We start from the raw sequence: 15,023 nt of genomic DNA on the forward strand, positions 1-15,023 counted from the left end.
CTGATTTACCGGGGGTTGCCGGTAGGGTGCGACGCGACCCGAACAATGGTGCGGAAAGCGAGAGTCACGTGCTGCGCGAAGCGACCGGGGACGACGTTAACCTGATGTTGTCCTGGCGTAATCAGGAAATCAACCGGCAGGTCAGCCGGAACAGCCACGAGATCACCCCGGCCGAGCACGCCCGGTGGTGGTCGGGGGTGCGGGCCGATGAGTCGCGGCGGGTGCTGGTGTACGTCCGCGACGGCCGGCCGTGCGGCGTGGTGACCTTCTTCGACCTGCGCCTGACCGGCCCCAGGACCGCTTCCTGGGGCTTCTACCTGGACGCTGAAGGGCTGGCGGAGCGCGGTGAGACGCTGCCGGCCTGGTTGGAGATCATGCGGGAGGCGGTCGACCACGCCTTCGACGAACTCGGGCTGGACCGGCTCGACGGCGAGGTGCTCGCCCACAACACCGTGGTGCGGCAGATGAACCGCCGGTTCCGGTTCGTCGAGGGCACCCCCCGCGACGAGTTTTCCGACGGCCGGGAAATCACCGTCATCCCGATCGCCCTGGACCGGGCGGACCGCCGTCGCCGCTGACATTCCAGCCGCCGCACGACAATTATGCGCTCCGTTTTCACCACCCGGCTCCCGGCCCGCCATCCGCCGTTAACCCGGCCGGAGAAGTAGCGCCGGAAATTGCCGGAACGCAACCGGACCGGGGTCAGCCGCGCCGCCAGGCGGCCCAGTGCTGCGCCGGGTTGCCGCCGAGCCGGACGAACCCGTGGCGGGCGCCGTCCCAGTCGTCCGGCTGGCCCGGTGCCCAGCGGGCGAGGACGACGTCGGCGGCCGCCGGCGGCCGGTCGTCGAACCACCGCACGTCGGTCCAGGTGACCTGGTGACTGAGGTTGAACCGCAGGATGTAGTGCACCCCGACGGAGGCGTAGACCCGCTCCCCCGGGCGCACGCCGAGGTCGGCCACCCGGGGGGTCGGTTCGGTCGCCGCCACCATCGGCCGGACCAGCCGCTGCGTGATCACCTGCATGGTGCCGACATTGACCACGACGAGCGCGACCAGCACCGGCACCCGCAGCCGGGGCGCCCGCAGCGCCGTGACCAGCAGCAGACAGCCGGCCACGCCCACCAGCGCCCCGGCGACCGGGCGCAGTTCCCGCCAGCCGCCGGTGAGCGCCATCAGGTCCGGGGCGCTGAACCCGCCGTAGCGCAGGGAGTGGCCCCGACTGTCCACGTACGCCAGCCGGGCGGCGATCAGCGCGGCGCCCACCACCAGCAGGCCCACCGCGACGGCGGCCCGGCGCGCCGCCGCCCGGCGCCCGGCGGCGAGCAGCACGCCCACCCCGACCAGCAGCCAGAACGGGGCGAGCATCTGCACGTACCGGCCGTAGATCGCGTCGAGCGGCTTGCCGGTGATGCCGGCCAGGATCACCGACGCGCCGCCGGCCACCCCGACGGTGGTGACCAGCGCGACGCCCAGGGTCCACCGGTACGCGTCGTCGCGGCCCGGGCGGCGCAGTTCCCGTACGGCGGCGGCCCAGGCCACCCCGGCCAGCCCGAACGTGATCACCACCAGGTACCACAGCTGGGTGCCGATCGCGGCGCCGAGCCGCAGCAGCCCGTGGCCGGAGGCGACCGCCCGGAGCGTGCCGCCGCCGGGCGGGTCGCCGAGCAGGTAGACCCGGTCGCCGAGCAACCGGATGCCGGCCTCGTTGACCAGCGCCAGGGCCAGCACCGGCAGCACCGCGGCCAGCACCGCGCCGGGCCAGATCCGGCGGCGGGCCAGCAGCAGCAGGACCAACCCGGCGTGCACGGCCACGATGACCAGCCCGCGCGAGTGCAGCAGGTGGAACGCGCCGGCCAGCGCCCCCACGGTGGCGGCGGCGAGCGGGCCGGGCCGGCGTACCCAGTGGTGCACGGCGAGCAGCCAGGCGACCAGCAGCGGAGCCAGCACCGCGTCGATCATCGCGACGCCGGCGTAGAAGGCCGCCGCCGGCAGGGTGGCCGCGGCAGCGGCAGCGGCCAGGGCGTACCGCCGGCGCAGCCCGAGCAGCCGCCGGCCCAGCAGGTACGACAGCGGGAGGAGGGTGGCGTTGACCAGCGCGTTGACCAGCTGCACCAGCCGGTAGCTGGCGGTGAAGTCGCGGTCGCCGAGGAACGCCGGGCTGATCAGCATCGGGTAGCCGACCCGACGCAGCGGCCCGTTCTCGCTGCTGAACCCGCCGGGACCGCCGGCCAGCGCGCGGGCGGTGTTGAGGTAGCTGTCCTCGTCGGTGTGCGCGATCGGCAGCTCGATGTGCCGGGCGAGCCACATCCGCCAGCCGACGCCGAGCAGCCATCCGACGACCAGCAGCACCGGCACCACCCAGCGCCGGCCGGCTGACGCTCCGCCCGCGACCGCACCGGCCGCGGCCGGCGTACGGTCCGCGGTCGACCCCGCGGCGGGCGCGGGCCGCCGGGTCAGCTCGCTGCCGGTCGCCATCGCCGCCTCCTGCTCTGTTCGCCGACGGCCGCGTGGTGCCCACGGCGGTCCCGCCGGACGACGTGTGGATGGGGGCCGCGAGCACCGGGCGACCCGGCACAGCGGCGTGGAAGGCGCGTGCGACCCGGCCGGTACGGCCGTCGCATCGCCCCGCGCGCCGCCACTGTAACGGCCGCACCAGCCCCGGTCAGCCCGCCGCTGAGCTGGGCGGAAGTGTTCGCCTGCCCGCTGTCCGGCATTCACGACGGCAGCCCGAGCGGTTCATCCGCGGGCGTCGGTGCGTTAACCCGCCGGGTCTAGCGTTCCGATCCGGTCGGCCGCCCGAGGGGAGCCGCCGGATCATCCACGGACACGGGAGCACACCACTGTGAGCGAGTTGAATGGTTCGTCCATTCTGGTCACCGGAGGCACGGGATCCTTCGGCCGGACCTTCCTCCGGCACGTCCTGGCCGAGGCCGACCCGGCCCGGGTGGTGGTCTTCTCCCGCGACGAGCTCAAACAGTACGAGCTGCGCCAGCAACTCGGTGACGACCCGCGGCTGCGCTGGTTCATCGGCGACGTGCGGGACCGACACCGGCTGACCCGGGCGATGCACGGGGTGGACCACGTGGTGCACGCCGCCGCCCTGAAGCAGGTGGACACCGCCGAGTACAACCCGTCGGAGTTCATCGCCACCAACATCACCGGCTCGCAGCACGTGGTGGACGCCGCGATCGAGGCCGGCGTCAAGAAGGTCATCGCGCTCTCCACCGACAAGGCGTCCAGCCCGATCAACCTGTACGGGGCCACCAAGCTGGTCGGCGACAAGCTCTTCGTCTCCGCCAACCACTACGCCGCGCACCACCCCACCCGGTTCGCGGTGGTCCGCTACGGCAACGTGGTGGGCAGCCGCGGCTCGGTGGTGCCGCTGTTCCGCCGGCTGGCCGCCGAGGGCAAGAGCCTGCCGATCACCGACAAGCGGATGACCCGCTTCTGGATCACCCTCGACCAGGCGGTCCGGTTCGTCCTGGACTCGTTCGACCAGATGCAGGGCGGCGAGCTGTTCGTGCCGCGGATCCCCAGCATGCGGATCCTCGACCTGGTCGAGGCGGTCGCCCCGGACGCCACCACGCACGAGATCGGCATCCGGCCGGGCGAGAAGCTGCACGAGGAGATGATCGCGCCGGACGACAGCCGGCGGACGCTGCGCGCCAGGGACCGGTTCATCGTGCAGCCGACCATCGCGACCTGGGGCTACCAGCCGCCGGTCGACTGCGAGCCGGTGCCGGACGGGTTCGCGTACCAGTCGGACGGCAACGACGAGTGGCTCAGCGTGGCACAGCTGCGCGCCATGCTCGGCGTCGCGGCGTGACCGGGATGCTCCCGTACGGCCGGCAGTCGATCACCGACGACGACGTCGCCGCGGTGGTCGCCGCCCTGCGCAGCGACTGGCTGACCACCGGCCCGCAGGTCGAGGCGTTAGAGACCGACCTGGCGACGTGGACCGGCGGCGCCGGCTGCGCCGCCGTGGCCAACGGCACCGCGGCGCTGCACGTCGCCTACGCGGCGGCCGGCGTCGGCCCCGGCGACGAGGTGGTGGTGCCGCCGATGACCTTCGTGGCGACCGCCAGCAGCGCCGCTCTGCTCGGCGCGAAGATCGTGTTCGCGGACGTCGAGGAGGAGACGTACACCCTCGACCCGGCCGCGGTGGCGGCCGCGACGACGGCGCGCACCCGGGTGGTGTCCGCGGTCGACTACGCCGGTCACCCCGCCGACTACGACGCGCTGCGCGCCGCGCTGGCCGGCTCGGACGCGCTGCTGCTGGCCGACGCCGCGCACTCGATCGGGGCCAGCTACCGGGACCGGCCGGTCGGATCGCTGGCCGACCTGACCACCTTCTCCTTCTTCCCCACCAAGAACCTGACCACCGCCGAGGGCGGCGCGGTCGCCAGCACCAACCCGGAACTGCTCAAGCGGGCCCGCCGGTTCCGCAACATCGGACTGGTCCGCGAGCGCGCCGAGCAGCGCTGGCCGGACGAGGGCGGCTGGCACCAGGAGGTGCACGAGTTCGGGCTGAACCACCGGTTGCCGGACGTGCTCTGCGCGCTCGGCCGCAGCCAGCTGCGCCGGCTCGACGCGTTCCTCGCCCGCCGGGCCCGGCTGGTCGCCCGCTACGACGCGGCGCTGGCCGAGCTGCCCGGGGTGCGTACCCCCGGCCGGCGGCCGTGGGCCCGGCCGGCCTGGCACCTCTACCCGATCCGGGTGCTCGACGGTCGCCGCCGCGAGGTGTACGAGCGGATGCGCGCCGCCGGCATCGGCGTGCAGGTCAACTACATCCCGGTGCACTGGCACCCGGTCTTCGCCGACCTCGGCTACCGGCGCGGTTCCTGCCCGGTGGCCGAGTCGTTCTACGCCGAGCAGCTGTCCCTGCCGCTCTTCCCCGACCTCACCGACAGCGACCAGGACCGGGTCATCGACGCGCTGGACGCGGCCCTGCGCGGCGTCCCGGCGCGGACCGCCGCCTGAGGGACGACCGATGCACCACGCCAACCATTTCTACGGCCACGCCCACGTGCTGGCCCGCTACGCCGGCCTGGCCGACGGGCACCCACCGCGGATCAACGGGTACGTCCAGCACGGCTGGAACATCGGCGACGGCCTCGCCCCCGGCCACCCGTACGCCGAGCGCACCCCGAGCCTGCTCTGGTCCGAGCAGACCCGGCGCCGGGCCTGGTCGGTGGGGCGGCGCAACGTCACCGTGATCGGGGCACCGTTCGCGTACCTGCTGGCGCTGCGGCCGGAGGACCCGCCGGAGCAGGAGCGGGAGGGGACGATCTGGTACCCGTTCCACGGCTGGGAGGGCCAGCACGTCAAGGGCGACCACCGGGAACTCATCGCGCTGATCCGGGCCACCGAACCCGGCCCGGTCACCGTCTGCCTGTACTGGCACGAGCACCGGATGCGGCGGGTACGGCGGCTGTACGAGAACGCCGGCTTCCGGGTCATCTGCCACGGCTACCGCGGCCACTGGTGGCGCGACACCGACCCGCTCTTCCTGGACAAGCAGCTCACCGAGCTGCGCCGGCACCGCCGGGTGGCGTCGAACCGGCTGACCAGCGCCATCTTCTACGGCATCGCGGCCGGCTGCGAACCGGCGGTCTACGGCGACCCGATGGTGCTGGCCGACGAGGATCCCACCTTCGGCGGGACCGCCCGGATCCGCCGCCAGTGGCCGGAGCTGCACGGCGCGTCGGTGCACCTGCCGACCGCCGTCGAGATCGCCCGCGCCGAACTGGGCACCGACCACCGCTTGCCGCCGGCCGCGCTGCGCGAACTGCTCGGCTGGGCGCACCCGCAGGAGGAGACGAGTTGACCATCGAGACCGCACCCCCGGTCGCGCTGCCCGGCGGGGAGATGCTGGCCTGGTCCGACCTGCCGGCGGTCCGCCTCGCCGCCGGCGGTCCGCTGGCCGCGCTGGCCGCCCGGGTGGTGCCCGCCGGGGCCCGGGTGCTGCTCGCCGGCCCGCACGACCCCGCGCTGCTGGACCGGCTGGCCCACGCCGAGGTGACCTGCCTGCTGCGCGGTTATCCGGACGGGGTGGCGCTGGCCGACCGGGCGGCCCGGGTGGTGGTGGGCGGGCCGGCCGGGCTGCCCGACGACGGCCGGTACGACGTCATCGTCGCGGCGGCCGGGCTGGACGCGGTGGAGTCGGTCGAGGGCGACCGGCTGGGCTGGACCGGGGTGCTGGCGCGCCTGGTGGCCGCGCTGCGCCCCGGGGGCGACCTGCTGCTGCGGCTGGACAACCCGCTCGGCCTGCACCGGCTGGTCGCCGCCGCCCCCTGGTACGCCGCCCGGGAGGACTCCGCCTGGACGGTGGACGGGGTGCTCGACGCCGCGTACCCGGCCAACCTCGACCGGCTCCGCGAGCGGCTGGCCGGGGCCGGGCTGCACGCCGACGCCTGCTTCGCCGCGTACCCGCGCCCGGACGCGGCCACTGCGCTGGTGGACGCCGCCGCGCTGGCCCGGCGCACCGACTCGGGACTGTTCGACGCGATGCTGCACGGCGCCTGCGCCGGCGGTTTCGCCGGCCGCGAGGTGCTGCGGGATCCGGCCCGGCTGGCGGTCGACGCGCTGCACGCCGGCCGGGCCACCGACCTGGCGCCGGGCTGGCTGGTGCTCGCCCGCAAGGCCACCGGCCCCGAGCGGCCGGCCGCCGGGGACCGGGCCGGCCTGCCGGTGGCGCTGGTGCAGACCGGCCCGCCCGGGGTGGGCGTGGTCGAGGTGGTGGACGCGCCCGAGGGATGGCGCTGGCGGGCCGACCGGCCGACCGAGCGCGGTGGGCCGGCGGCGCCGTACGCCACCCGGGAGGCCGCGTACCGGGACCCGGCGGCGCTGACCGGGCCGGTTCCGGACGGCCGCCTGCTGCGTACCCTGCTGCTCGACGGCTGCCTGCGCCGTGACCTGGACGGGCTGCGCCGGCTGCTGCGCGGGTACGCGACCTGGCTCGCCGGCCAGGCCGGACCCGACGGTCGGCTCGCCGGCGCGGTGGCGTTGGCCGGGGTGGACAACGTCGTGGTCGCTGGCGACCGGTACGCCGTGCTCGACCCGAGCTGGCGGGCCGCCGAGCCGCTGCCCGGCCAGGTGGTGCTGGCCCGGGCCCTGTGGCGGTTCGCCGCCGAGCTGCTCACCGGCGGGTACGCCCACCCGTGGCCGTCCACCCTGGACGTGCCGGGGCTGACCATCGTGCTCGGTGGGCTGGCCGGGCACGACCTGAGCCGGGCTACCGTCGACGCGGCGGTGGAGACGGAGGCGGCGGTCACCGCCGCGTTGCACGGGCTGGACACCGACCGGCGGGTGGCCCTCGCCGGCGAACTGCGTGCCGTCGAGCCCACCGACCCGCCGCCGGGGCCGCGCAGCTACCAGCAGCTTCGCGAGGCGTGGCTGCGCCAGCGCGAGGAGCTGACCCGGCTCGGCGCGCTGCTGAAGTGGACCGAGGAGCTGCTCACCTCACGGGAGCGGGCGCTACGCCGGGCCGACGCGACGATCCAGCTGCTCAGCGGCTCGCTCAGCTACCGGGTGGGCCGGCTGGCCATCACCCCGGCCCGGTTGGCCAAGCGGGGCGCCCGGGCCGCGAAACGCCGGGCCCGCGCGGCGCTGGGCACCCGGCGGGAGGAGCAGCAGTGACCGGCCCGGAGCGGACATCACCGCCAGCCGCCACGGGGGCGCCGGCCGGCGGCTCGGCAGCCCGGGCCGGCACGGCACCCCCGCACGCAGCGGCGGCGCGGGCCGGGGCGGCGGCGCAGGCCGACGCGGCGCGGGCCGGGGCGGGGCCGCGGATCGTCGGCGTCGTGCAGGCCCGGATGGGCTCCTCCCGGCTGCCCGGCAAGGTGCTCCGGCCGCTCGCCGGGCGCAGCGTGCTCGGCCGCGTGGTCCGGGCCGCCACGGACAGCGGCGTCCTCGCCGACCTGGTGGTTGCCACCAGCACCGACCCGGCCGACGACGCCGTGGTCGCCGAGTGCGACCGGCTCGGCGTGCCCTGGCACCGGGGGCCGGTCGACGACGTGCTGACCCGGTTCGTCGGCGCGCTCCGGGCGCACCCGGCGGACGCGGTCATGCGGTTCACCGCCGACTGCCCGCTGCTCGACCCGGAGATCGTCGCGCTGGTGGCCGGGGTCTACCGGGCGGTGCCCGGGCTGGACTACGCCAGCACCGCGATCGCCCGTACGCTCCCCCGCGGGCTGGACGTCGAGATCATCCGGGCCGGCGCGCTGGACGCCCTGGACCGGCTCGCCACCGGCCACCACCGCGTGCACGTCACCTCCTACGCGTACACCCACCCGGAGCTGTTCCGGGTGCTCGGGGTGACCCTCACACCGGATCGCTCGGGGCTGCGGCTCACCCTCGACACCGAGCAGGACTGGCGGCTGGTGCGGGCGGTGATCGACCATTTCGGTGACGTCAGCGTGCCGCTGGCGAAGCTCGCCGACTGGCTCGACGGGCAGCCGGCGCTGCGCGTGCTCAACGCCGCAGTGCGGCAGAAGCGGCTGGAGGAGTCCTGAGCACGCTACGAGTCGGGTTGCGCTGCGACGCCGGGCCGAGCCGCGGCGTCGGTCACCTGGTGCGCTGCCTGGCGCTCGGCGAGGAGTTCCTGGCCCGGGGCGCCACCGTGGAGCTGTTCGGGTCGGTCGAGCGGGTCGGCTGGGCGGCCGCCCAGCTCGCCGCCCGGGGCATCCCGCTGCGTCCCGGCCCGGAGACGCCCGCCGACCTGGTCGCCGCCGCGCGCCGGCACCGGCTGGACGTGATGGTGCTCGACTCCTACGAGCTGGACCCGGCCGGGACGGGCGCGCTGCGCGCGGCGGGCGTGCTGACCGTGGCCGTCGTCGACGGCGACACCCGGGGGCAGGACGCCGACCTCTACCTCGACCAGAACTTCGGCGCGTCGACCAGCGCGCCGGCCGGGCGGCTGCTCGCCGGCAGCGCGTACGCCCTGCTGCGGGACTCGGTGCTGGCCGCGCGGCCGGCGACGCCCCGGCCGGCCACGGCGGTGGGCCGGGCCCGGGTGCTGGCCTTCTTCGGCGGCACCGACGCGGTCGGCGCCGCCCCGGTGCTGACCCGGGTGCTCGTCGCCACCGGGCATCCGATGGACCTCACCGTCGTGGTCGGTCGCCCCGAGGTGGCGGCGGACCTCGCGGCGGTGACGCCGGGACGCGGGCAGGCGCTGCACCCGGTGCCGCCCACCGACGAGCTGCCCGCCCTGATCGGCGCGGCCGACCTGGTGGTCAGCGCCGCCGGCACCTCCACCTGGGAGCTGTGCTGCCTGGGCGCGCCGGCCGCGCTGGTGTGCGTCGTGGACAACCAGCGCGAGTCGTACCGCCGGGTGGTGGCCCACCGGCTCGCCGCCGGCCTCGGCGAGCTGCCGGCGCTGACCGGCCCCGGGGTGGCCGGCCGCGCGGCCCGCACCGCGGCGGCCCGGATCCTGCGCGGGCTGCTCACCTCGCCGGCGCACCGCGCCGCGCTCTCCGCCCGGGCCTGGGCCGCCGTCGACGGGCGCGGCCGCGCCCGGGTCGCCGACGCGGTGCTCGCCGCGGTCGCCGCCGCCCCGGCCACCCCTCGGTAGTCGTACGCCTGTACGAAGAGGCTGGTAGGGTGCGGACATGACGCAGGCCGCCTACCAGCCGTCGATGCTCGACCTCACCGACGCCGGGCCGGCGCTCGGGCCGCTCGCCGGCGAGCTGCGCCGGCACGTGCTCAGCCGGGGCGTCTGGGTCGACCACCTGCCCGGCTGGGTGCGCGGCTCCGACCAGGTGCTCGAGACGCTGCTGCGGGACGTGCCGTGGCGGGCCGAGCGGCGCACCATGTACGACGCCGAGGTGGACGTGCCCCGCCTGCTCTGCTGGTACGCGGGCGGCCGGGAGCTGCCCCACCCGGTGCTCACCGAGGCGCGCGAGACGCTGACCCGGCACTACGCGCCGGAGCTGGGCGAGCCGTTCGTCACGGCCGGCATGTGCCTCTACCGCAGCGGCCGCGACAGCGTGGCCTGGCACGGCGACACGCTGGGCCGGTCGGCGCACAGCGACACGATGGTCGCCATCGTGTCGTTCGGCTCGCCCCGGCCGCTGCTGCTCCGCCCGCGCGGCGGCGGCGGCAGCCTGCGGTTCCCGCTCGGGCACGGCGACCTCATCGTGATGGGTGGCTCCTGCCAGCGCACCTGGGAACACGCCATCCCGAAGACCGCCCGGCCGGTCGGCCCCCGGGTCAGTGTGCAGTTCCGCCCCGCCGGCGTCGCCTGAGCCCGCCGGCTCCGCTCACCAGCAGGCCGGCTCCGCTCAGAGCAGGCCGGCCAGCTTGTAGAGCACCAGGGAGCCGGCGACCGCGACGTTCAGACACTGCCCGCCGCCGACCATCGGGATCTCCACCGCCGCGTCCAGGGCATCGAGCGCCTCCGGCGGGATGCCGGTGGCCTCGTGGCCCAGCACCACGACGGTACGGCCGCGCGCGGCGGGCAGGTCGCCGAGGCGGATCGCCTCGTCGGCCAGCTCCACCCCGAGGATCCGGCTGCCGGCGGCCCGCTCGGCGGCCAGCCAGCGCAGCGGGCTGCCGACCCGGTGCACGCAGCCCGGCCGGCGCAGCGTGTTGCCCCGGGCGATCGCCTCGTCCACCCAGCGGAACGGCGGCACCGCCAGGCAGGCGCCGACGGCGTCACAGGTGCGCAACAGGGTGCCCAGGTTGGCGCCGTGCATCGGCCAGAGCGGGGCGGCGACCAGGTGCCCCCAGCAGCGGTGCGGACGGGGACGGCGGGCGGCCCGCAGCTCGCGGCGCGGCCGGACCCGGATGGCGGCGCTCACGCCGCTACGGCGACTCCGCCGTGGTGCAGATCGAGCATCGGAAGGTGTGCTTCGCGGCGCACACGAGCCATCGACGGTGACAGGCCGCTCGATTGTAGACCCCGCCGTCGCCGGCGGACCCGCCCCGTTGCGCGCCCGCCGCCGGACGGCGGACACCCTTGCCGGGTGTCGCCGCGGTCGTGCCAGAATCAACGCCCAGGGTCCCTCACGCCCCCGCCGCCACTGCCGACGCGAAGGGCGCTCCATGACCCAGTCCCCCACCGAACCGCGATCCCGCTGGTCCCCCTGGTCCCTGCACGGCGACGGGCGGTCCATCCGCCCCGGCGACGTGGTCCACCCCGACGAACGACTCTCCTGGCCACGCACCCTCGGCGTCGGCGTGCAGCACGTGGTGGCGATGTTCGGCGCCACCTTCACCGTGCCGCTGATCACCGGCTTCCCGCCGGCCACCACGCTCTTCTTCTCCGGGCTGGGCACGCTGCTGTTCCTGCTGATCACCGGCAACCGGCTGCCCTCGTACCTCGGCTCGTCGTTCGCCTTCATCGCGCCGGTGCTCGCCGCCAAGGCCGGCGGGGACATCGGGCCGGCGCTCGGCGGCATCCTGGTGGCCGGCGCCGCGCTGGCCGTGGTCGGGCTGGTGGTGCAACTGGCCGGCTCACGCTGGATCGACGCGCTGATGCCGCCCGTGGTCACCGGCGCGATCGTCGCGCTGATCGGCCTGAACCTCGCCCCGGTCGCCTGGGACGGCGGCGGCAGCGGCACCGGCGTCAAGGCCCAGCCGCTGATCGCGGTGGTCACCCTGGTCGCGATCCTGCTCGCCACGGTGGCCTTCCGGGGTTTCCTGGCCCGACTGTCCATCCTGCTCGGTGTGGTGGTCGGCTGGGTGCTCGCGGCCGCCCTCGGCGACCTCGACCCGAAGGCGGTCGACGGGCTGCGCGACGCCGCCTGGGTCGGCCTGCCCGATTTCCACGCGCCGAGCTTCAGCCTGCGCGCCGTCGTCCTGGTGATCCCGGTGATCCTGGTGCTGATCGCGGAGAACGCCGGCCACGTCAAGGCGGTCGCCGCGATGACCGGCCGCAACCTGGACAAGGACATGGGCCGGGCGTTCCTGGGTGACGGGCTGGCCACCGTGCTGGCCGGCTCCGGCGGCGGCTCCGGCACCACCACGTACGCGGAAAACATCGGCGTGATGGCGGCGACCCGGGTCTACTCGACCGCCGCGTACTGGGTGGCCGGGGTGGCGGCGGTGCTGCTCGGACTGAGCCCGAAATTCGGCGCGCTGATCCTCACCGTGCCGGCCGGAGTGCTGGGCGGCGCCACCACCGCGCTGTACGGCCTGATCGCCATCCTCGGCGCGCGGATCTGGATCGAGAACCGGGTGGACTTCCACGACCCGGTGAACCTGCTGACCGCGGCGGTCGCGGTGATCGTCGGCGCGGCGAACTACACGCTGACCGCCGGCGACCTGTCGTTCAACGGCATCGCCCTCGGCACCGCCGCCGCCCTGGTCAGCTACCACGGCATGCGCCTGATCGCCCGCCTCCGCGGCACCACCCCCGAAACCCGCCCCGCCCCCGCCCCCGAACTCTAACCGCCCCCGACCCTCCCGTTGATCATGAGGTTGGCGGCGGGAATCCGGCATTTCGCACCGCTAACCTCATGATCAACGCGACAAGGTGGGGGTGGGGGCGGTGTGGGTGGGCCCACCCCCGGCGGGGTCAGTCGCGCTCGATCTGGTGGCCGATGACGGTGGGGCCGAGCATGACGGCGAAGCCGGAGCCGTCACGGCGCGGGTCGGCCGCCGGCAACTCGACCGGCTCGCCGTTGACGGTGGCGCCCACCGGGCGCGGGCCGACCCAGGCGACCACCACGTCGGTCTCGCCCTTGAGGAACCGCTGGGCGCGCACCCCGCCGGTCGCCCGCCCCTTCGCCGGGTACGCCTTGAACGGCGTCACCTTCACCGTGGCGCCGGTGGAGGTGACCACCATCGGCTCACCGTGCTTCGGGTCGTCGGTGCGGACCGCGCCGAAGAACACCACCCGAGCGCCGGCCGGCAGGTTGATGCCGGCCATGCCGCCACCCTTGAGGCCCTGCGGGCGCACCAGCCCGGCGGAGAAGCGCAGCAGCGACGCCTCCGAGGTGACGAAGGTGAGCGTCTCGGCCCCGTCGGTGAGCCAGGTCGCGCCCACCACCTCGTCGCCCTCGCGCAGCCCGATCACCTCGAACTCGTCCGAGCGGACCGGCCAGTCCGGCGCGCAGACCTTCACCACGCCCTGCCGGGTGCCCAGTGCCAGCCCCGGCGAGCCCTCGGCGGTCGGGCCGAGCGGCGCCAGGCCGACCACCGTCTCGCCGGCCGCCAGCGGCACCAGCTCGGCGGCCGACATGCCGCCGCGCAGCGACACCGTGCCGGCCTGCTCGGGCAGCACCGGCAGCGGCAGCACATCGATCTTGAACGCCCGGCCGGCGCTGGTCACCAGCAGCACCCGGCCTCGGGCCGTGGTATGCACGACGGCGCGTACCGCGTCGTGCTTGACCCGGCCGTGCCGCCGCCGCCCCTCGGCGGCCTCCTCCGACTCGGCAGCGGTCCGGGCGACCAGCCCGGTCGCGGAGAGGATCACCTGGCACGGATCGTCGGCCACCTCCAGCGGACCCGCCGGCGCGGACGCGGCCAGCACCTCCTTGAGGTCGCCGTCGACCAGGGTGGTACGCCGGGCGGTGCCGAACTGTTTCACCACCGCGGCCAACTCGTCGGAGACGAGCTTCCTGAGCACCTTCGGGTCGTCGAGGATCCGGGACAGCTCGGCGATCTCGGCGCGCAGCTTCTCCTGCTCGGCCTCCAGCTCGATCCGGTCGTACTTGGTCAGCCGGCGCAGCGGAGTGTCCAGGATGTAGGTCGCCTGGATCTCGGAGAGCTTGAACTTCTGCATCAGCCCGTCCTTGGCCGCCTGCGCGTCCTCGCTGGCCCGGATCAGCTTGACCACCTTGTCGATGTCGAGCAGCGCGATCAGCAGCCCGTCGACCAGGTGCAGCCGCTCCTCGCGCTTGCGCCGCCGGTACGAGCTGCGCCGGGTCACCACCTCGTAGCGGTGCGCCAGGAAGACCTCCAGCAGCGCCTTCAGCCCGAGGGTCCGCGGCTGCCCGTCGACCAGCACCAGGTTGTTGACGCCGAAGGACTGCTCCAACGGGGTGAGCCGGTAGAGGTCGGCGAGCAGGGCCTGCGGGTTCACGCCGACCTTGCACTCGATGACCAGCCGGGTGCCGCTCTCCCGGTCGGTGAGGTCCTTGACGTCGGCGATGCCGGTGAGCCGCTTGGTCTTGGTGACCTCGTTGGTGATCGCCGCGATGACCTTCTCGGCGCCCACGCCGTACGGCAGCTCGACCACGGTGATCGCCTGCCGGCCCCGGCTGCCCTCCAGCGGGCCGATCTCCACCTTGCCGCGCATCCGCACCACGCCGCGCCCGGTCTCGTACGCCCGGCGCACCTCGTCCAGGCCGAGCAGCAGGCCGCCGGTGGGCAGGTCGGGGCCGGGCACGAACTCCATCAGCTTGTCGAGCGTGGCGTCCGGGTGGTTGATCAGCCAGCGGGCGGCCTGGACCACCTCGCCGAGGTTGTGCGGGATCATGTTCGTCGCCATCCCGACCGCGATCCCGGACGCGCCGTTGACCAGCAGGTTGGGGAAGGCGGCGGGCAGCACGGTGGGCTGGGTCAGCGAGCCGTCGTAGTTCGGCTCGACGTCGACGGTGTCCTCGCCCAGCTCGCCGACGAGCAGCATCGCCTCGCGGGACAACCGACACTCGGTGTAACGCGCCGCGGCCGGTCCGTCGTCTGGAGATCCAAAGTTGCCGTGCCCGTCGATGAGCGGCACGTTCAGGGAGAAGTCCTGGGCCAGCCGGACCATCGCGTCGTAGATTGCCGTATCCCCGTGCGGGTGGTAGCGACCCATCACGTCGCCGACCACCCGAGCGGACTTGACATGCGCCCGGTCCGGGCGGAACCCGGAGTCGTACATCGACCAGAGGATGCGCCGGTGCACCGGCTTGAGGCCGTCGCGGGCGTCCGGCAGGGCGCGGGAGTGGATCACCGAGAAGGCGTACTCCAGGTAGGAGTCGGAGACCTCGGCGACCAGCGAGTTGTCGATGACCCGAGCGCCGGCCTGGTCGAAGGCGGACAGGTCCACCTTGGCGCGGTCTTCCTTGCGGCGTGCCATGAGTCAGCTTTCCCCT

Annotated in this window: 12 protein-coding genes; 9 read left to right on the forward strand and 3 right to left on the reverse strand. The window is 74.9% G+C overall.

The annotated features are described in order from the left end of the window. Window positions 1-68 precede the first annotated feature (68 nt). On the forward strand, window positions 69-578 hold the full coding sequence (locus GA0070609_RS19080; protein ID WP_088995046.1) for a GNAT family N-acetyltransferase: 510 nt from the start codon (window positions 69-71) through the stop codon (window positions 576-578). A 124-nt stretch (window positions 579-702) separates the two neighbouring features. Here GA0070609_RS19080 and GA0070609_RS19085 read toward each other — a convergent pair whose 3' ends face one another. After that, the gene (locus tag GA0070609_RS19085) at window positions 703-2,475 is read right to left on the reverse strand and encodes a hypothetical protein (protein ID WP_088995047.1); all 1,773 of its coding nucleotides are present in this window, start codon (window positions 2,473-2,475) and stop codon (window positions 703-705) included. Window positions 2,476-2,842: 367 nt separating this feature from the next. Here GA0070609_RS19085 and pseB point away from each other — a divergent pair, with 367 nt between their 5' ends. The 7 genes from pseB (at window position 2,843) to GA0070609_RS19120 (ending at window position 10,244) form a co-directional block, all read left to right on the forward strand. Continuing rightward, the gene (gene pseB, locus GA0070609_RS19090) at window positions 2,843-3,826 is read left to right on the forward strand and encodes a UDP-N-acetylglucosamine 4,6-dehydratase (inverting) (protein WP_088995048.1); all 984 of its coding nucleotides are present in this window, start codon (window positions 2,843-2,845) and stop codon (window positions 3,824-3,826) included. Between the two features lie 5 nt (window positions 3,827-3,831). Next, the gene (locus GA0070609_RS19095) at window positions 3,832-4,980 is read left to right on the forward strand and encodes a DegT/DnrJ/EryC1/StrS family aminotransferase (RefSeq protein WP_088997828.1); all 1,149 of its coding nucleotides are present in this window, start codon (window positions 3,832-3,834) and stop codon (window positions 4,978-4,980) included. 10 nt (window positions 4,981-4,990) lie between these two features. Then, window positions 4,991-5,827 carry a hypothetical protein gene (locus GA0070609_RS19100; RefSeq protein ID WP_088995049.1) on the forward strand — a complete coding sequence of 279 codons (837 nt, stop codon included), beginning with the start codon at window positions 4,991-4,993 and terminating at the stop codon, window positions 5,825-5,827. Then, window positions 5,824-7,638 carry a class I SAM-dependent methyltransferase gene (locus GA0070609_RS19105; protein WP_408630604.1) on the forward strand — a complete coding sequence of 605 codons (1,815 nt, stop codon included), beginning with the start codon at window positions 5,824-5,826 and terminating at the stop codon, window positions 7,636-7,638. Before GA0070609_RS19100 ends, GA0070609_RS19105 begins: the two co-directional genes overlap by 4 nt. A 152-nt stretch (window positions 7,639-7,790) precedes the next feature. Next, entirely contained in the window at window positions 7,791-8,513 is a 723-nt protein-coding gene (locus tag GA0070609_RS19110; protein WP_269459299.1) for a glycosyltransferase family protein, read from the forward strand. After that, a complete protein-coding gene (locus GA0070609_RS19115) occupies window positions 8,510-9,571 on the forward strand; it encodes a PseG/SpsG family protein (protein ID WP_088995050.1) in 1,062 nt (353 codons plus the stop codon). The genes GA0070609_RS19110 and GA0070609_RS19115 overlap by 4 nt, the downstream gene beginning before the upstream one ends. 37 nt (window positions 9,572-9,608) lie before the next feature. Further along, the gene (locus tag GA0070609_RS19120; RefSeq protein WP_088995051.1) at window positions 9,609-10,244 is read left to right on the forward strand and encodes an alpha-ketoglutarate-dependent dioxygenase AlkB; all 636 of its coding nucleotides are present in this window, start codon (window positions 9,609-9,611) and stop codon (window positions 10,242-10,244) included. Window positions 10,245-10,280: 36 nt separating this feature from the next. Here the strand turns inward: GA0070609_RS19120 and GA0070609_RS19125 are convergent, their stop codons facing one another. After that, on the reverse strand, window positions 10,281-10,799 hold the full coding sequence (locus tag GA0070609_RS19125; protein WP_088995052.1) for a TrmH family RNA methyltransferase: 519 nt from the start codon (window positions 10,797-10,799) through the stop codon (window positions 10,281-10,283). A gap of 244 nt (window positions 10,800-11,043) precedes the next feature. On the opposite strand from GA0070609_RS19125, the gene GA0070609_RS19130 reads away from it, so the two are divergent. Next, window positions 11,044-12,390: a uracil-xanthine permease family protein gene (locus tag GA0070609_RS19130; RefSeq protein ID WP_088995053.1), complete on the forward strand. Its 1,347-nt coding sequence runs from the start codon at window positions 11,044-11,046 to the stop codon at window positions 12,388-12,390. A 127-nt stretch (window positions 12,391-12,517) separates the two neighbouring features. On the opposite strand, the gene GA0070609_RS19135 is transcribed toward GA0070609_RS19130, so the two are convergent. Further along, window positions 12,518-15,007, reverse strand: coding sequence for a DNA gyrase/topoisomerase IV subunit A (locus tag GA0070609_RS19135; protein WP_088995054.1), 2,490 nt, complete (start codon window positions 15,005-15,007; stop codon window positions 12,518-12,520). Window positions 15,008-15,023 lie beyond the last annotated feature (16 nt).

The organism is Micromonospora echinaurantiaca (assembly GCF_900090235.1).
Classification (GTDB): domain Bacteria; phylum Actinomycetota; class Actinomycetes; order Mycobacteriales; family Micromonosporaceae; genus Micromonospora; species Micromonospora echinaurantiaca.